The organism is Arthrobacter sp. Soil764 (assembly GCF_001428075.1).
Taxonomy (GTDB): Bacteria; Actinomycetota; Actinomycetes; order Actinomycetales; family Micrococcaceae; genus Arthrobacter.
The window spans coordinates 38,053-60,028 of the sequence record NZ_LMSI01000024.1 but is presented as its reverse complement, the minus strand read 5'-3'; the positions used below and the strand labels follow the sequence as shown (position 1 = coordinate 60,028).

The window sequence follows — 21,976 nt, the reverse complement described above, 5'->3', positions numbered from 1 at the left end:
GAACGGCCCGGCTGCCGGGCGTTTTTTGCTGACACTCCTACTACCGGCGCAACCCCGGATTTGGATGCAGATTCATGGAGATATTTTTTGGGCTCCTTGTGCGGGCCGCTAAAGCTGCCCGGTTAAGCGGGGGCGGCCGTGCTGGCGCGCAGGATCAGTTCAGGCGGAACCACGGTGGAGCTCACGGCGGCGCCGGACTCGATCTCCTTTAGCATGATGTCCATGCAGCGGCGTCCCAGCTCCTCGAAGTCCTGGCGGACGGTGGTCAGCGGAGGCGTAAAGTACCCCGCCTCCGGCTGGTCGTCGAAGCCCACCACGGAGACGTCGTCGGGCACCCTGACCCCCGCTTCGGTGAAGGCGCGCAGCAGGCCCAGGGCCATCTGGTCATTGCCAACGAAGATGGCAGTGGCCGTGCGTCCGAACGCGAGCTTGCGGCCGATCGCGTAGCCGCTGCCCGCGCTCCAGTCCCCTTCCACCAGCAGGGACTCATCCAGTCCGGCCTCCCGGAGGGCGGCACGCCACCCCGCTGCCCGCTCGGCACCGTCCGTCCAGTCAGGGGGGCCGGCGATATGCCCGATCTGGTGGTGGCCCTCCTTGATGAGATGTTCGACGGCGAGCCTGGCGCCCGCCCGCTGGTCCACCATGGCGCCGCTAACGGAAGCGCTGCCGGCCGAACCCACGGCCACCACGGGCACGGGAAGATTCATCTGCTCCAGTACGGCAAGGGTGTCCGAGTGCGGCACCAGCACGGCGATCCCGTCCACGGCCTGGTCCATGAAGTGGCCCACGGCGTTGGAGATGGCATCCCGGTTGACTTCCCGCAGGGCCGCGATGCTGACGAAGTAGCCGGCGTTGCGCGCTGCATGTTCAACCCCCAGCAGGGTGTTCGCCGGGCCGTACTGGGAAAGCTCGCTTGCCAGCACGCCAATGGTCTGCGAGCGCCGCGTGACCAGGCTCCGGGCGGCGGTGTTGCGCCGGTATCCCAGCTCGGCAATGGCCGCCTCCACCTTTTCCCGGGTGGCCTTGCTGACATTGGGGTGGTTGTTCACCACACGGGAGACGGTCTGGTGGGAGACGCCTGCCACCTTGGCCACGTCTTCCAGGCGCGGCATCCGGCCCTTGCTGGTTTTTGCCATGAGCCTATTGTGCCTGTTGCAGCCGCTGCGGCCCCCGCCTGGCGGCTCATTGTTGCGGGTCCTGCCGCATCCTTGCGCGGCAGCCGGGCAGTGGGAAGGATGAAGCTGAACCAGCCTTTGCGATGAAGGAGCCGGCGGAATGACCAAGTATCTGATCTCGTTTCCCAGCGGCGCCATGGATATCCCGGACGGCGGCCTGCAGGCAGTGGCGGACGCGGCGCACGCAGTTGTCCAGGAGGCGAAGGACGCCGGCGTTTGGGTTTTCGGCGGCGGCATTGATGAGAGCGTTCCACCCGTGATGGTCGACGGCGACGGTACGGTCAGCGAAGGCACCTACCCCCAGACGGCACAGCTCGAAGGCGGCTACACGGTGCTGGAGCTGCCCACCTACGAAGCGGCGCTGCACTGGGCCGCGAAGATCGCTGCGGCCTGCCGCTGCGCGCAGGAAGTGCGGGCTTTCCAATACGATCCCGCCAGCTGAACCCGGCAAGCGCGTGAACCAGGCAAGCCGGTGAAACCGGCAGGAGCGGTGTACTTGGAATATCCGTTCACAGGCCCTTGGCTGGTGCAGAATTCACCGGCGAACCGCGTACCCAGCCACGGCACACAGCTCTTCGCCACGGGCCACGCCATCGATTTCACCCCGGTAGACGGGAACGGGCGGTCTGCACCAATCACGTTTGTGGCGCTGTTCCGGCCCCAGCCGCCGGAACAGTTCGTGGGGTTCGGCAGGGCCGTGACGGCTCCCGTCTCGGGGATTGTGCAGGCCGCCCACGACGGGGAGCCGGACCACGCTGCCTTCCGCGGCTTTCCGTCAATCGGCTACGCAGCGACGCAGGCCCAACGGCTGCGGGAGGGGTGGCCGGCGCTTGCAGGCAACCACGTGATCATCGAGGGCAGTGGTGTCTTCATCGCCCTGTGCCATTTGAAGCGTGGGAGCCTGTGCGTGCGGCCGGGCCAGTTGGTTAACTGCGGGGATCCGGTGGGACGGTGCGGCAATTCCGGCAACAGCACGGAACCTCATCTGCATGTGCAGGCAATGGATTCAGCGGATCCCGGACGGGCTTCCGCCGTTCCCATCGCATTCCGGGGCAGCCTGCCGCGCAACGGAAGTATTGTTCACGCCTGAGTCCGGAAAGCAGGGACTTAAATGGAACGGGTCCGCCGGCTTTCGCGGCGGACCCTCACGGTTCCTGCGGGTGGGCCCTGTGGGGCTCGAACCCACGACCCACGGATTAAAAGTCCGATGCTCTACCAACTGAGCTAAAGGCCCCTGCCGCCCGGTCAAACACGCTGTGTCCGTCCGTCCGGCCCAATCCATTTCTGGACGTTAATACTCTAACCCATGGTTCCGGCGTCTTCGCACAAGGCCAATGGGCCGTCGTCGTGCACTGACAACCCCCGTCAAACGCCCTTCAGCGGCACGTGCAACGGGCGCCGCAGATGCTCGATTTCCGCGTCCGCACAGGAGTAGCGTGGGGGACATGAGCGAGCAAGCAGGAACCAGTCCATACGGCGGCAGCAACCGGCACCATAAGCCCAAGCCCTTCGCCCCGATGGATTTCGAGCCCTTCGCCGGTGGGGCCGATCCCGCCCGCGTCTCAGAGGCCGCCCACCTTGCCGCGCAGGCCCTGGTCCGGCATGGCCGGGACAGCGATGATCCTGTCGTCACCCAACGTCTGGTAAAGCTCGCCGACGAGCAGGGCCTGGAAGCCATCGCCGAGATGTGGGCCGAGAGCCCCGCCCGCTCCCTTCCCGGCGCCCTGTGGCGGCTCTATGCGCTGCGCGCTGCCACCGTCCAGGATCCCGAACGCATCTCTGTGTACTTCCGGGCGGGCCGGGACACCGCCCAGGTGTCCAACGTGGTGGCCGGCGCTGCTGAGCCGCCGGGTGCAGAGGAAATGCGCACCATGGCCGATGCCATCCTTTCCGGGGCGTTCGACGGCGATTTCGACGTCGCGCTGGAACGGTCCGCCGCCTTCTGCCGGGTGGTGGCGCTCGGCCAGGCCACGCTTGCCGACGGCGCAGAGCACGCCAACGAGGCCCACGCCAGCAAGCTGACCCGCAATTCGCACCAGTTGGTCAAGACGGCCGAGGACCTGGAGCACGCCGCCAACGCGTGGCGCCTGGGCGAGCTGGACTGAGCTTTCCTGGCCGAATTTTTTCGCTGGCCCGGGCCGCTTTGCCGGACCGGGCTGCCTGCTGAACTGGGCTTCCTTGCTGGAGCTGCTGCGGGCCCCGGCGGATCCGCTTTCCGGGACGGATAAGGCCCCGCTGTCAAGATTGACTTGGGCCGGGTGAAGTAGAAGACTGAAACCGGTGCCGAGCCGCGAAACCCCCGGGCTTCAACAATTAGCCGCCTAGAGCGGCCTACCGCCGAGAGGCGTATCCGGTTCGGCACCATTTTTCTGCCCTCTTCCCGGGGCCAATTCAGAGGCTGCCGTAATGGGCCGGTAGAGTAGGCGTCAGTTGCCCGCCGGAGTCAAGTCACACGGCAGCAACCCCCGCCTTGATAAGTCCCCGGAGACCGGTAAACACGTGAAGCTGCGCCTTTTTCCCCAGGAGCCCGAAGGGCTGAACCTGCTCTCGCAGATGGCACAACAGATCGTGCTGGCCACCGCCACCCTGGCCGAGATCCTCGGCGTACCGGCGGACGAGCACGGCAACCTCGTGGAGGACATGCACAACCTCGAGGCCAAATCCGCCGAACTGCATTTCGCCCTGCTGACCCACATGCGCACCAGCTTCGTGAACCCGCTCCCCCGCGAGGACATGTACGCCCTGTCCCGGTACCTCAACGAGGCGATGGAGAAGATGGATGCCGCCGCGGAACTGGTGGCCCTGTACAAGCTGGACCGCCTGCCCAAGCGGGCCGCGGACCAGCTGGAGATCATCAGCCGGCAGGCCGAGCTGACGGTGGACGCCATGTGCAGGCTCAATAACCTTGATGACCTCGAGGACTACTGGATCGAGATCCTGCGCCTGGCCAAGCGTGCCGAGCGGACCCACCGGGTGTGGGTGGCGGACATGATCGCGGACATGAAATGGGCGCAGTACTCCCGCAACCGGGACATCGCCAACCAGCTGGTGGAGGTCACCAAGGACATGCGCCGGGTGGCTACCCAGGTAGGCAGCATCATCGTCAAGGAATCCTGAGGTGGCGGCAGTCATCTTCGCCGCGGTGGTCCTGCTGGCGGCGGCGTTTGCCTTCCTCAACGGCTTCCGCGATGCGTCCAACTCCGTTGCCCTGGCCGTGCGGAATCGGGCCCTTACCCCCAGCGTGGGCGTGCTCCTTGCCGCGTTCTTCAACTTCATCGGCGCCCTCCTCAGCGCCCTGCTCGCCGTCGCGGCCAGCCAGACCTGGATCAGCCTTCCCGCCGGCCCCGACGGACTCGCCATCCTGGTGGCCGGGCTGGCGAGCGCCTGCGCCTGGGGCCTGCTGATGTGGCGGCGCGGCATTCCCGCATCCTCCACCCATGCCCTGGTGGGCGGCCTCGCGGGCGCCGGCCTTGCCAGCCTGGCGATTGGCGGGCCGGGGGTTGCCGGGGTGGACCAGTCGCTGCTGTTCCAGGTGGTGCTGCCCCTGGTGCTGTCCCCGCTCGTGGCCTACAGCGGCTCCTTCCTGCTGGTCTATCCGGCCACGTGGGTGGCCCGCTACACGCAACCCAATGTGGTGAACCAGCGCTTTCGCCGGGGCCAGGCCGTGGCAGCCGGAGCCGTTGCCTTCGGCCACGGCCTGCAGGACGGGCAGCGCGTCAGCGCAGTGCTGCTGCTGGCCCTCCTGGCGGCAGGCTATTCCGACGGCGGGATCCCCCTTTGGGTGGCAGGGCTCTCCGCAGTGATGATGACTGCCGGGACACTCCTCGGAGGATGGCGGATCTCGCACACCATCGGATACAAAATCACCAGGATCGACCCGCTGCGCGGATCTGTGGCCCAGACGTTCAGCGCACTGATGCTCTTTGTGGGCGCCATCGGGCTCCATTGGCCGCTCTCCACCACCCACACCGTCACTGCGGGCGCCCTCGGGGCAGGGGAAAACCAGCACTTTTCGGTGACGAACCGCAAACTGGTCATCCGGATCCTGTGGCTCTGGGCCCTGACTCCCCTGGCGACCTGCGGCCTGGCCTTCGTGCTCGCACTGGCCCTCTCCCCCATCGCTGCCTAGCCGGCACCCGTCCAGCCCGGCGTCTTCACCCCTATCCCGTTGCCCCAGCCGCCTTGGCCGGCCCCTGTTGAGCCTGCGAAGAGGAGGGCGAAACTCCCCTGTACAGGGGCACGGACGTGACGTAGATTCGAAAAAAGGGTCCTGGGCAACGTTGCCGGGAACCGGCGTCCGGGCCTCGTGCAGGGCTGCGGATATGCGCCGCTGCAGCAACACGGCGGCTTGGATGCACAACGCGGAAAAGGCAGGCGCCATGTCTTCCTCGTATTCCCGGCGCCCCCTTCCACAGCCACGGCAACTTCAGTGCGAGGCCTGCGGAACCGGGCACCAGCTGACCATCCACGCCATCATGGCCATTGGCGCCGCCGGTGGGGACCTCGTGACCGTCTCCTACACCTGCAATGACTGCAACCTGTTCCAGGAACACAGCGCCTTCGCCGCCGACGTCGCGGCCGCCCTGAACCAGGTCCGCTGGATGGCCAAGGTGATTCTCTTTGGCGATGAGTACATCCACTGCGGTTATCCAATGGAGGAAGCGGAGCACGAGGTTGAGCGGCTTTGCTACCGAACCAGCACCACGGGCAGCGGCCTCAACGCGGTGTCGCTGCCCACCCGGGTCCTGCGCTGCCACTGCGGATTCCAGCTGGAAATCCCTGAGTGACCACGGCAGGAGGTTCCCTGCATGTCCCTGCGCAGCGAGCGGGCACCTCAGTGCGCAGGGCAGTCCCCGCACAGTGAGCTCCGTTATTGGCGCGGGCTCCTGTCCGGTGAGGCAGGCACTGGTCAGAGCTGGATGACCCCCGGGCCGCCGGATGCGGGCATCAGGACGGCTGTGAGCTCGTCGGCCGTCAGGTTCGCGGCGGTGCAGAGCTCTTCACGCGCCACTCCCGCAGCGGAGGCATTTCGGACCGCCTGGCGCAGGGACTCCTGGGCGCTGTCCAGTTCCCACTGCATGCTTTCAAGGTGCGAACTGGTGCGCCACACCTCCGACAGGGCATCGCCCTCTTCCTCAATAACCGCAGCAGCCAGCCCGAGGGCGGGTTCGAGCTCCTGGACAAGGGGAACGGCGGCAATGGGGACGGCACTGAGCGGGATGGCGGCAAGGGGTTCGCCGCCAAGGGGGCCAGCGACGCCGGCAATACCCTGTGCCTCCGGCGCGAAATCCTGCACTTTCGCTTCCTGTGCAGCTGCATCCTGCGCGGGCACGGAAACCGTAAGCTGGGGGCTGCTGGCCGTCTGCGTCATGGCAAAACTCCTTGTGCTGGCTTACTACTGGTTCTGTAAGTATCTGGCTGAGCGTACTAAGTCGGCCAGTAGATCGCCAACGGGGGCGATGCCTACCCGAAACGGCCAGAGACGTAGTCCTCGGTGGCTTTCTGGACCGGGTTGCTGAAGATGGTGTGGGTGTCCCCATATTCGATCAGCTTGCCCGGCTTGCCGGTGCCCGCGATGTTGAAGAATGCCGTCCTGTCGGAGACGCGGGCGGCCTGCTGCATGTTGTGGGTCACGATCACCACCGTGTACTGGTCCTTGAGCTCATTGATCAGGTCCTCAATGGCCAAGGTGGAGATGGGGTCCAGGGCGGAGCAGGGCTCGTCCATGAGGATCACCTGGGGCTCCACGGCGATGGCGCGGGCAATGCAGAGCCGCTGCTGCTGGCCGCCGGAAAGGCCGGAACCTGGCTTCTCCAGCCGGTCCTTGACCTCGTTCCACAGGTTGGCGCCCTTGAGCGAGCGCTCCACCAGGACGTCGGCCTCACCCTTGGAGATCTTCTTGTTGTTCAGCTTGACGCCGGCCAGCACGTTGTCCCGGATGGACATGGTGGGGAACGGGTTGGGGCGCTGGAACACCATGCCGATCTGCGAGCGCACGGTCACGGGATCCACGCCGGGGCCGTAGAGGTTATCGCCGTCCAGGAGGACCTCACCTTCAACCCGGGCGCCGGGGATGACCTCGTGCATGCGGTTCAAGGTGCGGAGGAAGGTGGACTTTCCGCAACCGGAGGGTCCGATGAACGCGGTAACGGACTTGGCCTCGATGTTGATACTGACGTCCTCCACGGCAAGGAAATCGCCGTAGTACACGTTCAGGTCCTTTACGTCGATGCGCTTAGACATGGTGTTCCTTCACTTGCTGGGTATGGATTGAAGTCTAGGAGCCGCCGCGGGAAGGCGGAAGGCGGGTACGGCCTGGTTTCAGGGCGCCCTGGTCAGCGGCCGGTCTTGGGGGCGAAGATCCTGGCGATCAGGCGGGCCGCCAGGTTCAGGACCATCACCAGGATGATCAGCACCAGCGCCGCGCCCCATGCCCGCTGTGAGGAGGGGTCCGGGTTGGACGGCGAGGTGGGGTTGAGGATCTGGGTGTAGATGAACGTGGGCAGCGAAGCCATCCAGCCGCCGAACACGTTCGAGTTGATGCTGGTGGCAAAGCCCGCGGTGACCAGGATGGGCGCAGTCTCGCCGATGACCCGGGCGATCGCCAGGGTGACGCCGGACGCAATGCCGGAGATCGCCGTCGGAATAACCACCTTGAGGATGGTCCGCCACTTGCGCACGCCCAGGGCGTAGGCGGCCTCCCGGAGTTCGTTGGGGACGATCTTGAGCATCTCCTCGCTGGAGCGGACCACCACGGGGATCATCAGCACAGACAGCGCGACGGCGGCCACGGCACCGGTCTTGGTGCCCGGACCCACCACTGCGAAGAAGAACGCGGCAGCGAACAGGCCGGCCACGATGGAAGGAATGCCGGTCATGACGTCCACGAAGAACGTGATGGCCTTGGCCAGGCGTCCGTCGTGGCCGTACTCCACCAGGTAGATGGCGGTGAGCAGCCCCACGGGAACGGAGATGACGGTGGCCAGCAGCGTGATCTGCACGGTTCCCAGGAGGGCGTGGTAGATGCCGCCCATTACCGGACCGCCGCTCTCCACAGCTTTGTTGTCGAAGGCGCCCGTCACGCCGTTCATTGAGGTGGTGAGGAATCCGGGGTCCAGGAGCCCGGGGATGCCGTTGACCAGCACGGTCCAGATCACCGAAACCAGGGGCAGCAGCGCCACCAGGAACGAACCCACCACCAGGCAGGTGGCCAGTTTGTCCTTGGCCTTGCGGGAGCCTTCCACGGCAGCGCTCCAGGACACCAGTCCCACCGCGAACAGGATGGCGGAGACCACTCCCCAGCCGAACGGGTTGAAACCCACCAGGGCAAGGATGGCGGCGCCGATGATCAGGGCGGCAGCAAGTACGGCATAGGGTGCGTACTTGGGCAGCTGGCCCTTGGTGAGCGCCGACCGCTTGCTGCGGACGGGGGTAAGGGTGGAGGTCATTTAGTTGGCTCCCGAAAATTCTTTGTGCCGGGTGATGACCCAGCGGGCGATCATGTTCACGGCCAGGGTAATGATGAACAGCACCAGGCCGGCGGCGATCAGCGTGCTGACCTTGAGGCCGCTGGCTTCGGGGAAGTTCAGGGCAATCTCGGCAGCGATGGTCTGGTTGCCGGACTGGATCAGGCTTGCGGTCAGGGCACCGGAGGAGAGCACCAGGGCAACGGCCATGGTTTCGCCCAGCGCGCGGCCCAGGCCCAGCATGACGGCGCTGATGATGCCCGGACGGGCGAAGGGCAGCACCGCCATCTTGATCATTTCCCAGCGGGTGGCGCCCAGCGCCAGTGCGGCTTCTTCATGCAGCTTGGGGGTCTGCAGGAAAATTTCCCGGGACAGCGAGGTGATGATCGGCAGGACCATGACCGCCAGGACGATGCCCGCGGTGAGGATGGTCTTGCCGGTGGTGGAGGCGGGCCCCTGGAAGATGGGGAGCCAGCCCATGTTGGCCGCGAGCCAGCCGTAGGCCGGCGAAATCTCCTTGGCCAGGAACGCGGCACCCCAGGCGCCGTAGACCACGGACGGGATGGCGGCGAGCAGGTCCACCACGTAGCCGAGTCCGGAGGCCAGGCCGCGCGGTGCGAAGTGCGAGATGAACAGCGCCACGCCAATGGCGATGGGGGTGGCGATTACCAGTGCAATGGCAGCGGCGATGAGCGTACCGATGACGATTGGCCAGATGTAGGCAAAGAAGCCCTGGCCGCCCTGGATTTTGTCGGCGGGCGCGGTGAGCGCGGGAATTGCCTGGACGACCAGGAAGAGTGCGACGCCGAACAGGACGGCGAGGATCAGGCACCCGGCGGCCAGCGTGGCGCCGGAGAAGACTTTGTCCCCGGCGCGCCCGGCGCCCTGGGTACTGGTCAAGGGGGTGGCGGTCATTCGACGGCCCTTCGATTCGTTTTGCTGGACTGGGGATGCGGGTGCAAAGCCAAGTTCCCCGCACTGCCTTCCGGCAGGCGGGGAACCCGGTTTACGGCACTGGCTAGGACTTGACCTTGATCGAGTCGATGGCCTTGGCAGCCTTGGCTGCCAAGTCGGAGGACAGCGGAGCGGACTTGGCCGACTCTGCTGCGGCCTTCTGGCCTTCAGCCGAAACTACGTAGTGCTCGAAGCCCTTGACCAGGTCGACGGTCTCCTGCTTGTCGTAGGTGGTGCACAGGATGTGGAAGGACACCAGGACGATCGGGTAGGCGCCGGCGATGGTGGTCTTGCGGTCCAGCTTGATGGAGAGGTCGTTGGCGGCGCGGCCTTCAACCGGCTTGCCTGCGTCCACGGCCTTGGCAGCGGCGTCGGCGGAGATCTTGGTGAAGGAATCGCCCACCTTGATCTGTGCCACGCCCAGCTTGCCGCTCACGGCGGAGTCATCAGCGTAGGTCACGGCACCGGGGGTGTCCGTCACGGTCTTGACCACTCCGGAGGTTCCCTTGGCGTTTTCACCCTGGAGGCTGGCAGGCCAGATGCCGGCGGCCTTGTCGGTCCAGACGTCGGAGGCCGCGGCGGCCAGGTAGTCGGTGAAGTTCTGGGTGGTGCCCGAGTCGTCGGAGCGGTTCACCGGGGTGACCTTGAGATCAGGAAGGGAGACGCCCGCGTTCAGGGCTGCGATGGCGGGGTCGTTCCACTTGGCGATCTGGCCGCGGAAGATCTTGGCCACGGTGGTGGCGTCCAGCTTCAGGTCGGTGACGCCGGGGACGTTGAAGGCAACGGCGATCGGGGAGATGTACACCGGGACGTTGAGGGCGCCGTCGGGGCCGCAAACGGACTTGGAGGACGCGTATTCGTCATCCTTCAGGTAGGCGTCCGAGCCGGCGAACTGGGCCGAGCCGTCCAGGATGGCCTTGCGGCCTGCGCCGGAGCCGTCCGGGGAGTACTGCACGGTGGCGCCGGAGTTGGCGGAAGCGAAGTTGGTCTTCCAGGCGTCCATGGCGGCGCCCTGGGCGGAGGACCCGATGCCGGTCAGGGTACCGGTGACCTTGGTGCCGCCGGCGGACTGGCTGCCGGCAGGCGCGGTGCCCGTGGCGTTGTCTGAACCGCAGGCGCTGAGCGCGAGTGCGCCGGCTGCGATGACAGCGATAGCCGCGTGGCGGCCGAAGCGAAGTGCCTTCACTAGATGTACCCCTTCCAGGGTTATTCAGGTGCGGGACAGGGACGTCAGAACCCTGCTGCGCGATGCGTACGTTGTGTACCTTCAAGTAAGTTATGGGCCGCAGGTAACGGGATGGGCGGTACAAAGTGAACGGAGGATTAACGACGGCGGGATATTGGCTGACAAATGCCGGGTCACCATTGCGCCGATCACATGTCCGGCCGTAGTGGCCTGCCCCGGGTGCTCCACCGCCACTGAATACACTTGAACCCATGGCCATCCCATCAGGACTTTCAGCAAGCAGGCGGTTCCTGCGCAGCCGCGTCCGGACCGGGTTGATCCGCAGCCGCAACTCCTTCGTCCCCGCCATCCAGATGACAGTCTGCGCGGTGGGTGCCTACGCATTCGCCGAGAAGATCCTGGGCCACCACGGGCCGCTGTTCGCCGCTACCTCCTCGCTGATCGCGCTCGGATTTTCCCGGGAGCCGCGGTTGCGGCGCGTCATGGAAGTCGGCCTGGGCTGCACCATCGGGATCGCCGTGGGTGACCTCCTCCTGCACTGGCTGGGCGGCGACATCTGGGTGGCCGCCGTCGTTCTTCTGTTCTCCATCCTGCTGGCGCGGTTCCTGGACAGCGGAAACATCTTCACCACCCAGCTGGCCCTGCAGTCGCTGCTGGTGGTGCTGCTCCCCGCGCCCGCGGGCGGCCCGTTCACCCGCAGCATCGACGCCGTGGTGGGTGGGCTTTTCGCGCTGCTGGTGACCATCCTCATGCCCAAGGATCCGCGCCGGGAGCCGCGACGCGACGTCCAGAAACTGCTGCATGAACTGGCGGAAGTGCTGCGGGAGTGCGCCGGGGCCCTGGTCAACAGCGACTCCACGCAGGCCTGGCACGCGCTCATCCGGGGCAGGAACTGCCAGCCCCTGGTGGACACCATGCGCCAGTCCCTGCGCGCCTCCGGCGAAGTGGCCACCCTGGCACCTGCCTACCGCCGGCACCGGGATGAGCTGGACAGGCTCAAGCAGTCGCTGGACTTCATCGACCTTGCGCTGCGCAACAGCCGCGTATTTGCGCGGCGGCTGACCAGCGCCATCAACCACGCCGCCCTCTCGGATGAGGCGACGGACAGCATTGCGGAGGTGCTGCAGGAGACCGCTGCCGCGATTGACGAGCTTTCGCTGGGCCTTGCGGAATCGCACGACGGCGTCCGCCGCGCCCACCTGCGCACTGCCCGGCGCGACCTGAGCGAGATCGCCCTGCGCCTGCACCCCAAGCTGCTGGAGGTGCAGCGGCTGGAGGGTGAAACGGTGGTGATGCTGTTCCGGCCCCTGATGGTGGACCTGCTGGAAGCTACGGGCATGGACGCGGACGAAGCCAGGGACGTACTGCCCGCACTGTAATGTCAGTGCCCGCCACTAGGGTTGGACGCATGGCAACAAAGACTTCCCGGGCCTCCAAGGCGCCCGCATACAAATGCGCCGAATGCGGCTGGACCACCGTCAAATGGGTGGGTCGCTGCGGCGAATGCCAGGCGTGGGGAACGGTTGAGGAAACGGGCGCTGCGGTGGCGCGGACGACGGCGGCCACAACAGTCGTGGAGCCCGCCCGCAGGATAGCGGACGTGGACGCCACCACCGCGGCTTTCCTGCCAACCGGGGTGGATGAGCTGGACCGGGTGCTGGGCGGCGGCCTGGTTCCCGGCGCCGTCATCCTGCTGGCCGGCGAGCCTGGGGTGGGCAAGTCCACCCTGCTCCTGGACGTTGCCGCCAAGTTCGCACGGACTGCCCAGGACGTCCTCTATGTCACCGGCGAAGAGTCGGCCGCCCAGGTGAAGCTGCGGGCGGAGCGGATCGATGCCGTCGCCGAATCGCTGTACCTTTCCGCGGAGACGGACCTCGGGCAGGCGCTGGGGCAGGTGGAGAAGATCGAACCCCGGCTGCTGATCGTGGACTCAGTGCAGACCCTCAGCAGCGCGGACGTTGACGGCAGCGCCGGCGGCGTGTCCCAGGTCCGTGAAGTGGCTGCATCCATCATTGCCGCAGCCAAGCGCCGGAACATGACCACCCTGCTGGTGGGCCACGTCACCAAGGACGGTTCCATCGCCGGGCCGCGGCTGCTGGAACACCTGGTGGACGTAGTGTGCCAGTTCGAGGGCGAGCGGCATTCCAGGCTGCGGCTGCTCAGGGCCGTCAAGAACCGGTACGGTCCCACGGACGACGTGGGCTGCTTCGACCTGAATGAGAACGGCATTGAGGGACTGGCCGATCCCAGCGGGCTTTTTGTCAGCCGCACCAAGGAGCCGGTTTCCGGAACCTGCATCACGGTCACCATGGAGGGCCGACGCCCCCTGCTGGCGGAGGTGCAGTCACTGCTCGCCGAAAGCCCCAACTCACAGCCCCGGCGGGCCACCAGCGGGCTGGACAGTTCACGCGTATCCATGCTCCTTGCCGTGCTGCAGCAACGGGCGGGGACCCTTCTGCACAAGGATGATTCCTATGTTGCCACCGTGGGCGGCGTGAAACTCAGTGAACCGGCCACGGACCTCGCCGTGGCCCTCGCCGTCGCCTCGGCCAAGGCCCGCAAGCCCCTGCCCATCCGGCTGATTGCCTTTGGCGAGGTGGGGCTCGCCGGGGAGGTCCGGCCGGTCCCGGGCATCAACCAGCGCATCCAGGAGGCGCACCGGCTGGGATTCACCCACGCCGTGGTTCCAGCCAGCCACACCGGACCGGGCCCGGTTCCGGCAGGCTTCTCGGTCCGCGAAGTTGAGCACCTGACCGAAGCGCTCAGCCTTCTAATCGGCTAGCAGAACGGGCTCGCCAGGGCACGCGCCCGCAAAGCCCTTGCCGCTGACGCACTCCCGGCGGGTACTGTTGGTGCCAGGCCGTCCTGCAAACGGCGGCTTTTGGTTTCTGCGCTGGGGGAAGCTTGGCAATCAAAGAACAGCAGGCCACTGCCGAAGGTGCGGGCCGCGAACGCAGGGTGCCGGCTGAGCCGGTAGTGTCGGACCGTCTTGACGGACTGTTCGGAAGCCTCAGCGCCCGTAAGCGCGTAGTGGCAAGCCAACTGCCCGTGACGTTGACCGTTGCACTGGTGGTGGCGGCCGCGGCGGTCTTCAGCCCGGAGACGTTCACCAACAGGCTGTTCCTGGCGGCGCTGCTGTTCCACCTGGCAATCGCCGCAGCGTCCATTGCCGTGCCGTGGGGCCGGCTCCCTGCACCGGCGTTCGTCGTCATCCCGCTTCTGGATTGCCTGGCCATCGGGTTCACCCGGGAGGCGGGCGGACCACCCTTCAGCGTCCTCAGCATGATGCTGGTGTTCCCCGTCATCTGGCTCTCCGCCCACGTCCGGCCGTACATGCCTGTCCTGGGCATTGCGGGGGCGGTCCTCAGCACTGTTGTCCCCGCCGCTGTCCGCGGCTCGTCGACGGTGGGCGGATCGATGATCCGCACCCTTATCCTGCCCCTGGTCCTGTCGATCATCGCGGTGACAGCACATGTGGTGGCCACCACCATCCGCCGCCACCGGACCCGGCTGATTGAAAACGAGCAGGCCCTGTTCCGCACACTCCGTGAAAGCATCCGCCGGCAGGCACTGCTCGACGCTGTGCTCAAGGCCGTTGGAGTGGGCGTTTGGGTGGTGGATGCCAAAGGGAACACCGTGCTGGCCAACAGGGCCATGCAGGTGGACCCCGCCCTTGCCGGCGTCGTTGATCCCGCCACCGGGCAGGCATGCCTCAGGTCGGCCGACCGCTCCACTCCCGTGCCGGCAAACCTGCTTCCCGCTGCCCGCGCCGCAGCGGGGGAAGCATTTGCCGATGAGTTGTACTGGGCCGGTCCGTTAGAGCGCCAACGGGCCTATTCCGTAAGTTCCCACAGCTTCCCTCCTGCGGGCGGTCAGGAAGGGGGCTCCGTCATCACGTTTGTGGACGTCACCAGCCTGATCGCTGCGATGGCGGCAAAGGACGACTTCGTTGCCACTGTTTCCCACGAGCTGCGCACCCCGTTGACATCCATCCTCGGCTACCTGGAACTGATCCTGGACGAACCCGGGCACGAGGAGATCCGCGAGGAGCTCCTGGTGGTGCGCCGGAACGCGGAACACCTGCTGGGCCTCGTCAATGACCTCATTGCGGTGGCCTCGGAACGCCTGGACCTCTCGCTGGAGAAGGCTGACCTTTCCCGGCTGGTGGCACTGGAGGTGGACGCAGCCACACCCAAGGCTGCCGGTCACTCACTGCAGCTGGTGCTTGATGCGGAGGAGCCGCTGCCCGCCATGATGGATCGGGAACGGATCGCCCAAGTGGTCCGGAACCTGCTTTCGAACGCCATCAAATACTCCCCTAACGGCGGCGTGATCACCGTCAGGGCCTTCAGGACAGGGCAGGGCGTGGCCTGCTCCGTCACCGACACGGGCATGGGGATGACCAGAGAAGAGCAGGATCAGGCCTTCACCAAGTTCTTCCGTTCGGAACGCTCGCGTGAGACGGCCATTCCGGGCGCCGGCCTGGGCCTGCCGGTCAGCAAGACCATTGTTGAGGGCCACCATGGATCCATCAGCCTGGACAGTGGGCCCGGTGGCGGTACCAGGGCCACTTTCATCCTGCCGGAATCCTGACAGGGATCCGGGAGGTTCCGGACTGCCCCGTGAAGCAGGGGTGCCCCTGCCAGCGCTCAGGAAGCCGTACCGGCCAGCCATGTGGAGACGTCGCTGCGCAGCACCAGGAGGGGGCCGCCGGTGGCGCTCACGTTGCCGTTCACCACGTAATAGCCGCGGCCGGAACCCGCTCCCCCGGCTGCCCGGTCCAGGGCGTCCACCAAATGCCGCGGCAGGTGGCCCTGGGGACCAATGCTGCGGAGCTCATCGACTTCTTCCGGCGTAAGCCGTCCCAAAACCTCGGCAATGTTGGCCATGAGTGGTCCCGTCCCTTCGACCAGGGTGCCAGGCAGAGTGCCTGGCAGAGTGCCTGAAGGAATAACCTAAAGCAGGGCCGTGAACTCCGCGTTAACGGCGGACGGCAACTTCGCTTCCTGTTGAAACTGGCTTCTTGGAGGATCAATGCCCATTCGCAGCGCCGGCGTCCTGCTGTACCGCCAGGACCCGGCCGCCCCCGCCGGTGCCCGGGACGGGCTTCAGGTGTGGATCGCACATATGGGCGGGCCGTTCTGGGCCCGCAAGGACGCCCACGCCTGGTCAATCCCGAAGGGTGAATACAACGAGGGCGAGGATCCACGCACTGCCGCACTTCGCGAATTCGCCGAGGAAATGGGCACCCCTGCCCCCGAGGCCGAATACCGGTTGCTTGGCGAGTTCCGGCAACGCTCGGGAAAGCTGATCACGGTCTTCGCGGCGCAAGTGGATTTCGCTCCCGCCGTGATCAGCAGCAACACTTTTCCGCTGGAATGGCCCAAGGGGTCCGGCAGGATCCAGCACTACCCCGAAATTGATGACGCCCGCTGGTTCCCCGAGCAGGAGGCGCGGCGCAAACTCGTGAAAGGCCAGTTGCCCATCCTTGACGCACTCGTCAAGGACGGGCAACTGGCATAAGCCCCTGCGCCTTAGGAACGCGCAGCGCCGGCTTTGACCGCCAGTACCGGCCGGTCAGCCTGCATGAGGATCTGCTGGGCGTGGCTGCCCAGGATGAACTTGCCCACCTGTGTGCGGTGGCGGAGGCCGATCACGATCAGCGAAGCATCCACCTCCCTTGCCACGTCCAGGAACTCATCCGCGAGGTCGTGCTCGTACGGCGGCTGGATGACGGTTGCTGTGACGCCGGCGTCGGCCGCCTTTTTCGCGGCCTGGGCCAGCACGTCCTCCGGGGCCACCGACTTGTCCACCAGTGCGCCCTGGCGGGCCGAGTTCACGATGTAGAGGTCCTTTTGCCGGAGCTGCGCTTCGGCGATGCCCGCGGCGAGGGCTGCCTCGCCGGCCGGGGTGGGAACGAACCCGACGATGATGCTCATACCTTCTCCTTGATGTTCTGGTTGGTGCCGTTCACGGCGGAAGCGGCCGCCGCCGTCGTGCCTTTGCGCCTGGCCAACATGCTGCGGATGCCCGGCAGCACGGCCACCAGGATGAAGACCACCAGCAGCGTTGCCGAGATGGGGCGGGTGAAGAACCCGGTGGGGTCGCCGCCGAAAACCAGCAGCGAGCGCCGCAGCGAGCTTTCCAGCAGCTCACCCAGGACGAAAGCCAGGACCAGCGGTCCCGGTTCGAAGCCGAACTTCTTCATCAGGTAGCCCAGCACGCCGAAGAACACCACAAGGCTCACGTCGAACATGCTGTTGTTGATGGTGTAGGCACCCAGCAGCGTGATGAGGGCGGTGATCGGCGCCAGGATTGCTGCCCGGACGCGGAGGATCCGGACGAAGATGCCCACGAGCGGCAGGCTCATGATCAGCAGCAGGATGTTGCCGATGTACATGGAGTTGACCACGCCCCAGAAGAGGTCCGGGTTCTGCTCCACCAGCTGCGGACCGGGCGTCACACCCTGGATCAGCAGCGCGCCGAACATCAGTGCCATGGTGGCGTTGGCGGGGATGCCCAGGGTCAGCAGCGGAATGAACGACGACGTTGCTGCCGCGTTGTTCGCTGTTTCCGGGCCCGCCACGCCTTCCGGCGCGCCTTTCCCGAACCGTTCCGGCTGCTTTGCCCGCTTCTTCTCCATGGCGTACGAGGCCATGGAAGCGATGGTGGCGCCGCCGCCGGGCAGGATGCCCAGGAAAAAGCCCAGGACTGAGCCCCTGGTGATGGCGCCCGACGCCTGCTTGAGGTCAGACCTGGAGGGCCAGACATTGGAGACCTTCGACGGCGCCTTGGCGGCCCGGTGCCGCTCCTCGAGGTTGTAGAGGATCTCGCCCAGGCCGAAGAGACCCATGGCGATGGGCACGAAGTCGATCCCGTCCGCGAGCTGCAGGCTGCCAAAGGTGAAGCGGCTTTCGCCGGTAAACACGTCCCGCCCGACAGTAGCGAGCAGGAGTCCGACGGCGGCCGCGATAAGCGCCTTGGCCTTGGTGCCCCCGCTGATGGTTGCCACCAGCAGGATGCCCAGCAGCGCCAGGGCCGAGTATTCGGCGGGCCCGAAGTCGAGGGCGAAGCCGGCCACCACCGGGGCCAGGAAGGTCAGGCCGATAATGGCGGCGGTTCCGCCGATGAAGGAACCGATGGCCGCCAGGCCAAGGGCGGTTCCGGCCCTGCCCTGCCTTGCCATCTGGTAACCATCGAAAACAGTCACCACCGATGACGCCTCACCCGGGAGCCGGAGCAGGACGGAGGTGATGGTGCCGCCGTACTGGGCGCCGTAGAAGATACCGGCGAGCATGATGATGGCGGTGACCGGCTCCACGCTGTAGGTCAGCGGAAGCAGGATGGCGATGGTGGCGGCCGGGCCCAGCCCGGGCAGCACGCCAATCAGCATGCCGATCACAACACCGATCAGGCAGTAGAGAAGGTTCATGGGTTCCAGGACGACGGAAAAACCGTTGATCACAGGATTGAAGAAATCCACGGTGGTCTCCTAGAAGAGGTGGGGAATGGAGGTGCCGAGGGCCAGGACGAAGATCCCGTAGAACGCCGCGACGACAATGGTGCTGATGAGGAGCGCGGAGCGCCAGGTCTCGCTGCCCAGGAACTTCATCCAGATGATGCACAGGATGAGGGAGGGGATTTCGAAGCCGATCACGGGCATCAGCGCCACCATGGCGGCCAGCGTGGCCAGGCCAGTGAGCGGAGCGAGGGACATCCGGGTGAACTTCTCCGCGTCCCGGTTGTGCCGGCCCCATACCAGCTGGAAGATGGCCAGTGCCACCATCACACAGCTGGTCAGGAAGGGCCACAGCCCCGGTTCGGGCTTCTCCGGGGTGCCAAGGCCCATGGACACAGACAGTGCGAGGGCACCGAGCCCGACGGCGAGCACCACCAGGGAAGAGGCAGCGTTGGCCAGCGGGCCCGCAGCGGGAGGCTTTTCCTCCTCCCACTGCGCGGCCAGCTCTTCGGGGGTCAGGGCCTCAGGCATCTCTTCCCGGCCATCACCGCCGGGCGGAAGGGCGGAGCTGCCGCCCCGCCCGGCAGTCACTGATGGAGTGGTTCCCATGACGTTTACTTGTTCCCGCTGAGGCTGATGTTGTACTTCTCCACCAGGGACTTGTACTTCGCGGCGTAGTCCTTCCACTGCGTTACCACTTCCTCGCCGGAGATCTCCTTGGGCGTCAGGAGGTTCTTCTTGTTGAACTCCTGGTAGGCGTCAGTCTTGAAGGTGTCCTTGAACGCAGCGGCGAGCTTGTCCTTGACCTCCTGGGGAGTGCCCTTGGGTGCCGCGACGGCCCGGTACTGTGCCACGGGCACGTCATAGCCCGCTTCCTTGGCGGACGGAACCTCGGGCAGGAAGCTGTTGCGACCTTCGGAAAAGACCAGCAGCGGAGCGACTTTTCCGGCCTGGATCTGCGCCATGGCCTCGCCCAGCTGGATAGTGGCCAGTTCCACCTGGTTGCCCAGGACGGCGGTCAGCGCGGGCTTTCCACTGTCGAACGGGACATCGGTGCCCTGCACGTTGGCCTGCTTGAACAGGACAGTCTGTGCCAGTTGGCTGCCCGTGCCCACACCGGTGGTGCCGAACGTGACGTTACGGCCGGCGGCAGTGACATCCTTGAAGCTCTTGAACCCGGAGCCCTGGCTGGCCACCAGCACGTAGTCGTCCTGTGAAAGGCCAGCGATGATATCCAGGTCATCAAGGTTCACGGCCTCGTCTTTGCTGACGGCAAGCGGCGTGATTGTGATCAGGGATGCCGTGAGGAGGACCAACTCCTGGCCGTCGGCCGGCTTGCCGGCAACTTCCTTGGTGGCAAGGGCGCCGTTGGCACCCGGCTTGTTCACCACAGGCATCGGGGCTCCGAGGGTCTTGGCCGCTCCGTCTGCCAGCGCCCGGGCAATCAGGTCGGTGCTGCCACCGGCGGCCTGTCCCACGGTCATTGTTACGGGCCCTGCTGGATATTTCGACGAGTTGCCGGCCGCGGCTCCGCCGGCAACGTTGCCGCCGCAGGCCGTCAGTGCCAGCAGGGTGAAGGCCGACGCCGTTCCAAGGACGGCGCGGCGGGACGGGAAGTGCTTCATTGGAACTCCTAGGTGCAAGCGCAAGTGGCGGGCGGGGGCCCGGAACATCTGTGAAGGGGGTCACCCCCGCTTCGCTTTGTCGAGTGTAGAGAGCGGTTATGATGCCTGTCTAAGCCCTTATCTGCATCATTTGATACCCGGAAGGCATCATGTTTACATTCGACCAGCTGGCTGGCTTCATCGCCGTTGCAGAGGAGCTCCACTTCGGCAGGGCCGCCGAACGCCTGAATATGACGCAGCCGCCCTTGAGCCGGCAGATCCAGAAACTGGAGAAGATCGTGGGGGCAGAACTCCTCGAGCGGGACAACAGGAAAGTGGAGCTCACGTCTGCAGGGAGGACGTTCCTGGATGAAGCCCGCCGGCTCATGGCTCTCGCGGAGCGGGCGCCCGCCACTGCGCGGCGGATCGCTTCCGGCAAATCGGGCGTCCTGCGGATCGGCTTCACCGCAGCCAGTGGCTTCAGCATCTTGGGCCCGCTGCTGGAGGAGCTTTCGGGCATTATCCCGGACGTGGACATCGAACTGCAGGAACTGGTGACCGGGGACCAGTTGGCCGGGTTGCTGACCGGCGAATTGGACCTGGGCCTGGCGCGGCCGCCGTTCGACCGGGAGACGTTCGACTCGCATCTGCTCTACCGCGAGTCCATGATGCTGGCCGTACCGGAGAGCCACCCGCTTGCACTGCTGGGCCGAAGCATCACGGCGGACGATTTCAGCGATGAGCCCCTGATCATGCACTCGGCCACCCAGGCGCGCTACTTCTATGACCTGGTGGTGCGCATGCTCCCCATCCGCCATACCAACGTGGTGCATACGGTCAGCCAGATCCTCACCATGGTGTCGCTCGTGGCGGCCAACCGCGGGCTGGCATTCGTGCCCCACTCCGCCACCCTGCTGGGGATCCGCGGCGTTGAGTTCCTTCCTCTGGAAGACGGGGACCACGAGCAGGTGGAGCTGCATGCGCTGTGGAATCGGCGTATCACCAACCCTGCGCTCGCGCGCCTCCTCCGGGACCTGGAGTTCGCGATGGAGTAGCCCGGACTCGTCGGTGATGCAGGCAAGGTATCAATACATATAAAAATGCACTTAGACAGGCATCAGCGCCCCTCCTACTCTGGGAAGGAATCATCAGCCTGCCGCCCGCGGCGCACACACCGAAGGACCACACCGTGGCTAAGTACACACCCCAGGAACTCGCGGACACACTCAAGGAAGGCCTGCTGTCCTTCCCCGTCACCTCTTTCGACGCGCACCTGCAGTTCGACGAAGAGAACTACCGCAAGCACCTGGCGTGGCAGGCAAGCTTCCCGGTGGCAGGCCTGTTCGCGGCCGGCGGCACGGGCGAGGGATTCTCCCTTACTCCCGCTGAATCGGAGCACGTGGTGCGGACCGCCGTCGACGAAGTAGGAGGCCGGGTTCCCGTCCTCGCCTCTGCAGGCGGCTCCACCGCCCAGGCCATCGAGAACGCGAAGGCTGCCGAAGCCGCCGGCGCAGAAGGCATCCTGCTCCTTCCCCCGTACCTCACCGAGGCAGACCAGGACGGGCTCGTGGAACACGTCAGCGCAGTCTGCGGCGCCACTTCCCTGGGCGTCATCATCTACAACCGGGCCAATGCCATCTACAAGGACACCACCGTCGCCACCCTCGCGGACCGGCACCAAAACCTCATCGGCTTCAAGGACGGTGTGGGCGACCTTGAGCACGACGCCCGCGTCTACGCCAAGCTCGGCGACCGCCTCTTCTACCTGGGCGGCCTCCCGACGGCAGAGACCTTCGCCCTGCCGCTGCTACAGCTGGGCATGAGCACCTACTCCAGCGCCATGTACAACTTCGTCCCCCAGTTCGCGCTGGACTTCTACAAGGATGTGCGGAACAACGACCGCGTGGCCGTCAACAAGAAGCTCAACGACTTCGTCATCCCGTACCTGGACATCCGCGACCGCGTGAAAGGCTACGCTGTCTCCATCGTCAAGGCCGGCCTCGAGGCCATCGACCGTCCGGCCGGCCCGGTACGCCCCCCGCTGCAGAAGCTCAACGAGAAGGACTTCGCAGACCTCAAAGCCCTGATCGCCATGATTTCCTAGCCATATTCCCGCCGTCACTGCAGACACA

General features: G+C 65.9%; 23 protein-coding genes and 1 tRNA gene. 12 read left to right on the top strand and 12 right to left on the bottom strand.

The window, feature by feature from the left end; genetic code table 11:
* Positions 1-122: 122 nt before the first annotated feature.
* Positions 123-1,136, bottom strand: coding sequence for a LacI family DNA-binding transcriptional regulator (locus ASG86_RS17995; protein WP_056337659.1), 1,014 nt, complete (start codon positions 1,134-1,136; stop codon positions 123-125).
* A gap of 139 nt (positions 1,137-1,275) precedes the next feature.
* On the opposite strand from ASG86_RS17995, the gene ASG86_RS17990 reads away from it, so the two are divergent.
* Together ASG86_RS17990 and ASG86_RS17985 are read left to right on the top strand one after the other, a co-directional pair.
* Entirely contained in the window at positions 1,276-1,617 is a 342-nt protein-coding gene (locus tag ASG86_RS17990) for a YciI family protein (protein WP_056337657.1), read from the top strand.
* Between the two features lie 84 nt (positions 1,618-1,701).
* Positions 1,702-2,265, top strand: a complete 564-nt coding sequence (locus tag ASG86_RS17985) for a M23 family metallopeptidase (protein WP_235565222.1) — start codon at positions 1,702-1,704, stop codon at positions 2,263-2,265.
* Between the two features lie 71 nt (positions 2,266-2,336).
* Here ASG86_RS17985 and ASG86_RS17980 read toward each other — a convergent pair.
* Positions 2,337-2,409 (bottom strand) — tRNA-Lys (locus ASG86_RS17980).
* 211 nt (positions 2,410-2,620) lie between these two features.
* Between ASG86_RS17980 and ASG86_RS17975 the strand changes: the two genes are divergently transcribed.
* The 4 genes from ASG86_RS17975 (at position 2,621) to ASG86_RS17960 (ending at position 5,962) form a co-directional block, all read left to right on the top strand.
* The gene (locus ASG86_RS17975) at positions 2,621-3,280 is read left to right on the top strand and encodes a hypothetical protein (protein WP_056337650.1); all 660 of its coding nucleotides are present in this window, start codon (positions 2,621-2,623) and stop codon (positions 3,278-3,280) included.
* Between the two features lie 394 nt (positions 3,281-3,674).
* Positions 3,675-4,292: a DUF47 domain-containing protein gene (locus tag ASG86_RS17970; protein WP_056337647.1), complete on the top strand. Its 618-nt coding sequence runs from the start codon at positions 3,675-3,677 to the stop codon at positions 4,290-4,292.
* A 1-nt stretch (position 4,293) separates the two neighbouring features.
* Complete coding sequence (locus ASG86_RS17965; protein ID WP_056337644.1) at positions 4,294-5,304, top strand: inorganic phosphate transporter; 1,011 nt, start codon at positions 4,294-4,296, stop codon at positions 5,302-5,304.
* 250 nt (positions 5,305-5,554) lie between these two features.
* Complete coding sequence (locus tag ASG86_RS17960; protein WP_056338164.1) at positions 5,555-5,962, top strand: hypothetical protein; 408 nt, start codon at positions 5,555-5,557, stop codon at positions 5,960-5,962.
* Positions 5,963-6,084: 122 nt separating this feature from the next.
* Here ASG86_RS17960 and ASG86_RS17955 read toward each other — a convergent pair whose 3' ends face one another.
* From ASG86_RS17955 to pstS, 5 genes are all read right to left on the bottom strand, one after another.
* Positions 6,085-6,546, bottom strand: a complete 462-nt coding sequence (locus ASG86_RS17955) for a hypothetical protein (RefSeq protein WP_056337641.1) — start codon at positions 6,544-6,546, stop codon at positions 6,085-6,087.
* A gap of 92 nt (positions 6,547-6,638) precedes the next feature.
* A complete protein-coding gene (gene pstB, locus ASG86_RS17950; protein ID WP_018770927.1) occupies positions 6,639-7,418 on the bottom strand; it encodes a phosphate ABC transporter ATP-binding protein PstB in 780 nt (259 codons plus the stop codon).
* A 92-nt stretch (positions 7,419-7,510) separates the two neighbouring features.
* Positions 7,511-8,623, bottom strand: coding sequence for a phosphate ABC transporter permease PstA (pstA, locus tag ASG86_RS17945; protein WP_056337638.1), 1,113 nt, complete (start codon positions 8,621-8,623; stop codon positions 7,511-7,513).
* A complete protein-coding gene (pstC, locus tag ASG86_RS17940; protein WP_056337635.1) occupies positions 8,624-9,556 on the bottom strand; it encodes a phosphate ABC transporter permease subunit PstC in 933 nt (310 codons plus the stop codon).
* Between the two features lie 103 nt (positions 9,557-9,659).
* Positions 9,660-10,781 carry a phosphate ABC transporter substrate-binding protein PstS gene (pstS, locus tag ASG86_RS17935; RefSeq protein WP_056337631.1) on the bottom strand — a complete coding sequence of 374 codons (1,122 nt, stop codon included), beginning with the start codon at positions 10,779-10,781 and terminating at the stop codon, positions 9,660-9,662.
* Positions 10,782-11,032: 251 nt separating this feature from the next.
* Here pstS and ASG86_RS17930 point away from each other — a divergent pair, with 251 nt between their 5' ends.
* The 3 genes from ASG86_RS17930 to ASG86_RS17920 all read left to right on the top strand — a co-directional run bounded on the left by ASG86_RS17930 (position 11,033) and on the right by ASG86_RS17920 (position 15,374).
* The gene (locus ASG86_RS17930) at positions 11,033-12,160 is read left to right on the top strand and encodes an FUSC family protein (protein ID WP_056337629.1); all 1,128 of its coding nucleotides are present in this window, start codon (positions 11,033-11,035) and stop codon (positions 12,158-12,160) included.
* Positions 12,161-12,189: 29 nt separating this feature from the next.
* Complete coding sequence (gene radA, locus ASG86_RS17925; RefSeq protein ID WP_056337626.1) at positions 12,190-13,563, top strand: DNA repair protein RadA; 1,374 nt, start codon at positions 12,190-12,192, stop codon at positions 13,561-13,563.
* Positions 13,564-13,685: 122 nt separating this feature from the next.
* Positions 13,686-15,374: a sensor histidine kinase gene (locus ASG86_RS17920; RefSeq protein WP_056337623.1), complete on the top strand. Its 1,689-nt coding sequence runs from the start codon at positions 13,686-13,688 to the stop codon at positions 15,372-15,374.
* Positions 15,375-15,430: 56 nt separating this feature from the next.
* On the opposite strand, the gene ASG86_RS17915 is transcribed toward ASG86_RS17920, so the two are convergent.
* Positions 15,431-15,670: a hypothetical protein gene (locus ASG86_RS17915; RefSeq protein WP_056337621.1), complete on the bottom strand. Its 240-nt coding sequence runs from the start codon at positions 15,668-15,670 to the stop codon at positions 15,431-15,433.
* 145 nt (positions 15,671-15,815) lie between these two features.
* Here ASG86_RS17915 and ASG86_RS17910 point away from each other — a divergent pair, with 145 nt between their 5' ends.
* Positions 15,816-16,304, top strand: a complete 489-nt coding sequence (locus tag ASG86_RS17910; RefSeq protein WP_056337614.1) for an NUDIX domain-containing protein — start codon at positions 15,816-15,818, stop codon at positions 16,302-16,304.
* A gap of 11 nt (positions 16,305-16,315) precedes the next feature.
* Here the strand turns inward: ASG86_RS17910 and ASG86_RS17905 are convergent, their stop codons facing one another.
* Genes ASG86_RS17905 through ASG86_RS17890 form a run of 4 tightly spaced genes read right to left on the bottom strand, consistent with a single transcriptional unit; the run spans position 16,316 to position 19,865 of the window.
* Entirely contained in the window at positions 16,316-16,720 is a 405-nt protein-coding gene (locus tag ASG86_RS17905; RefSeq protein ID WP_056337611.1) for a universal stress protein, read from the bottom strand.
* Positions 16,717-18,264 carry a tripartite tricarboxylate transporter permease gene (locus ASG86_RS17900; RefSeq protein ID WP_056337608.1) on the bottom strand — a complete coding sequence of 516 codons (1,548 nt, stop codon included), beginning with the start codon at positions 18,262-18,264 and terminating at the stop codon, positions 16,717-16,719. The genes ASG86_RS17905 and ASG86_RS17900 overlap by 4 nt, the downstream gene beginning before the upstream one ends.
* 9 nt (positions 18,265-18,273) lie before the next feature.
* Positions 18,274-18,849, bottom strand: a complete 576-nt coding sequence (locus tag ASG86_RS17895; protein ID WP_056337605.1) for a tripartite tricarboxylate transporter TctB family protein — start codon at positions 18,847-18,849, stop codon at positions 18,274-18,276.
* A 5-nt stretch (positions 18,850-18,854) separates the two neighbouring features.
* On the bottom strand, positions 18,855-19,865 hold the full coding sequence (locus tag ASG86_RS17890) for a tripartite tricarboxylate transporter substrate binding protein (protein ID WP_056337602.1): 1,011 nt from the start codon (positions 19,863-19,865) through the stop codon (positions 18,855-18,857).
* A gap of 149 nt (positions 19,866-20,014) precedes the next feature.
* Here ASG86_RS17890 and ASG86_RS17885 point away from each other — a divergent pair, with 149 nt between their 5' ends.
* Both ASG86_RS17885 and kdgD read left to right on the top strand, forming a co-directional pair.
* Positions 20,015-20,899: a LysR family transcriptional regulator gene (locus tag ASG86_RS17885; RefSeq protein ID WP_056337599.1), complete on the top strand. Its 885-nt coding sequence runs from the start codon at positions 20,015-20,017 to the stop codon at positions 20,897-20,899.
* A 134-nt stretch (positions 20,900-21,033) separates the two neighbouring features.
* Positions 21,034-21,948, top strand: coding sequence for a 5-dehydro-4-deoxyglucarate dehydratase (kdgD, locus tag ASG86_RS17880; protein ID WP_056337595.1), 915 nt, complete (start codon positions 21,034-21,036; stop codon positions 21,946-21,948).
* Positions 21,949-21,976 lie beyond the last annotated feature (28 nt).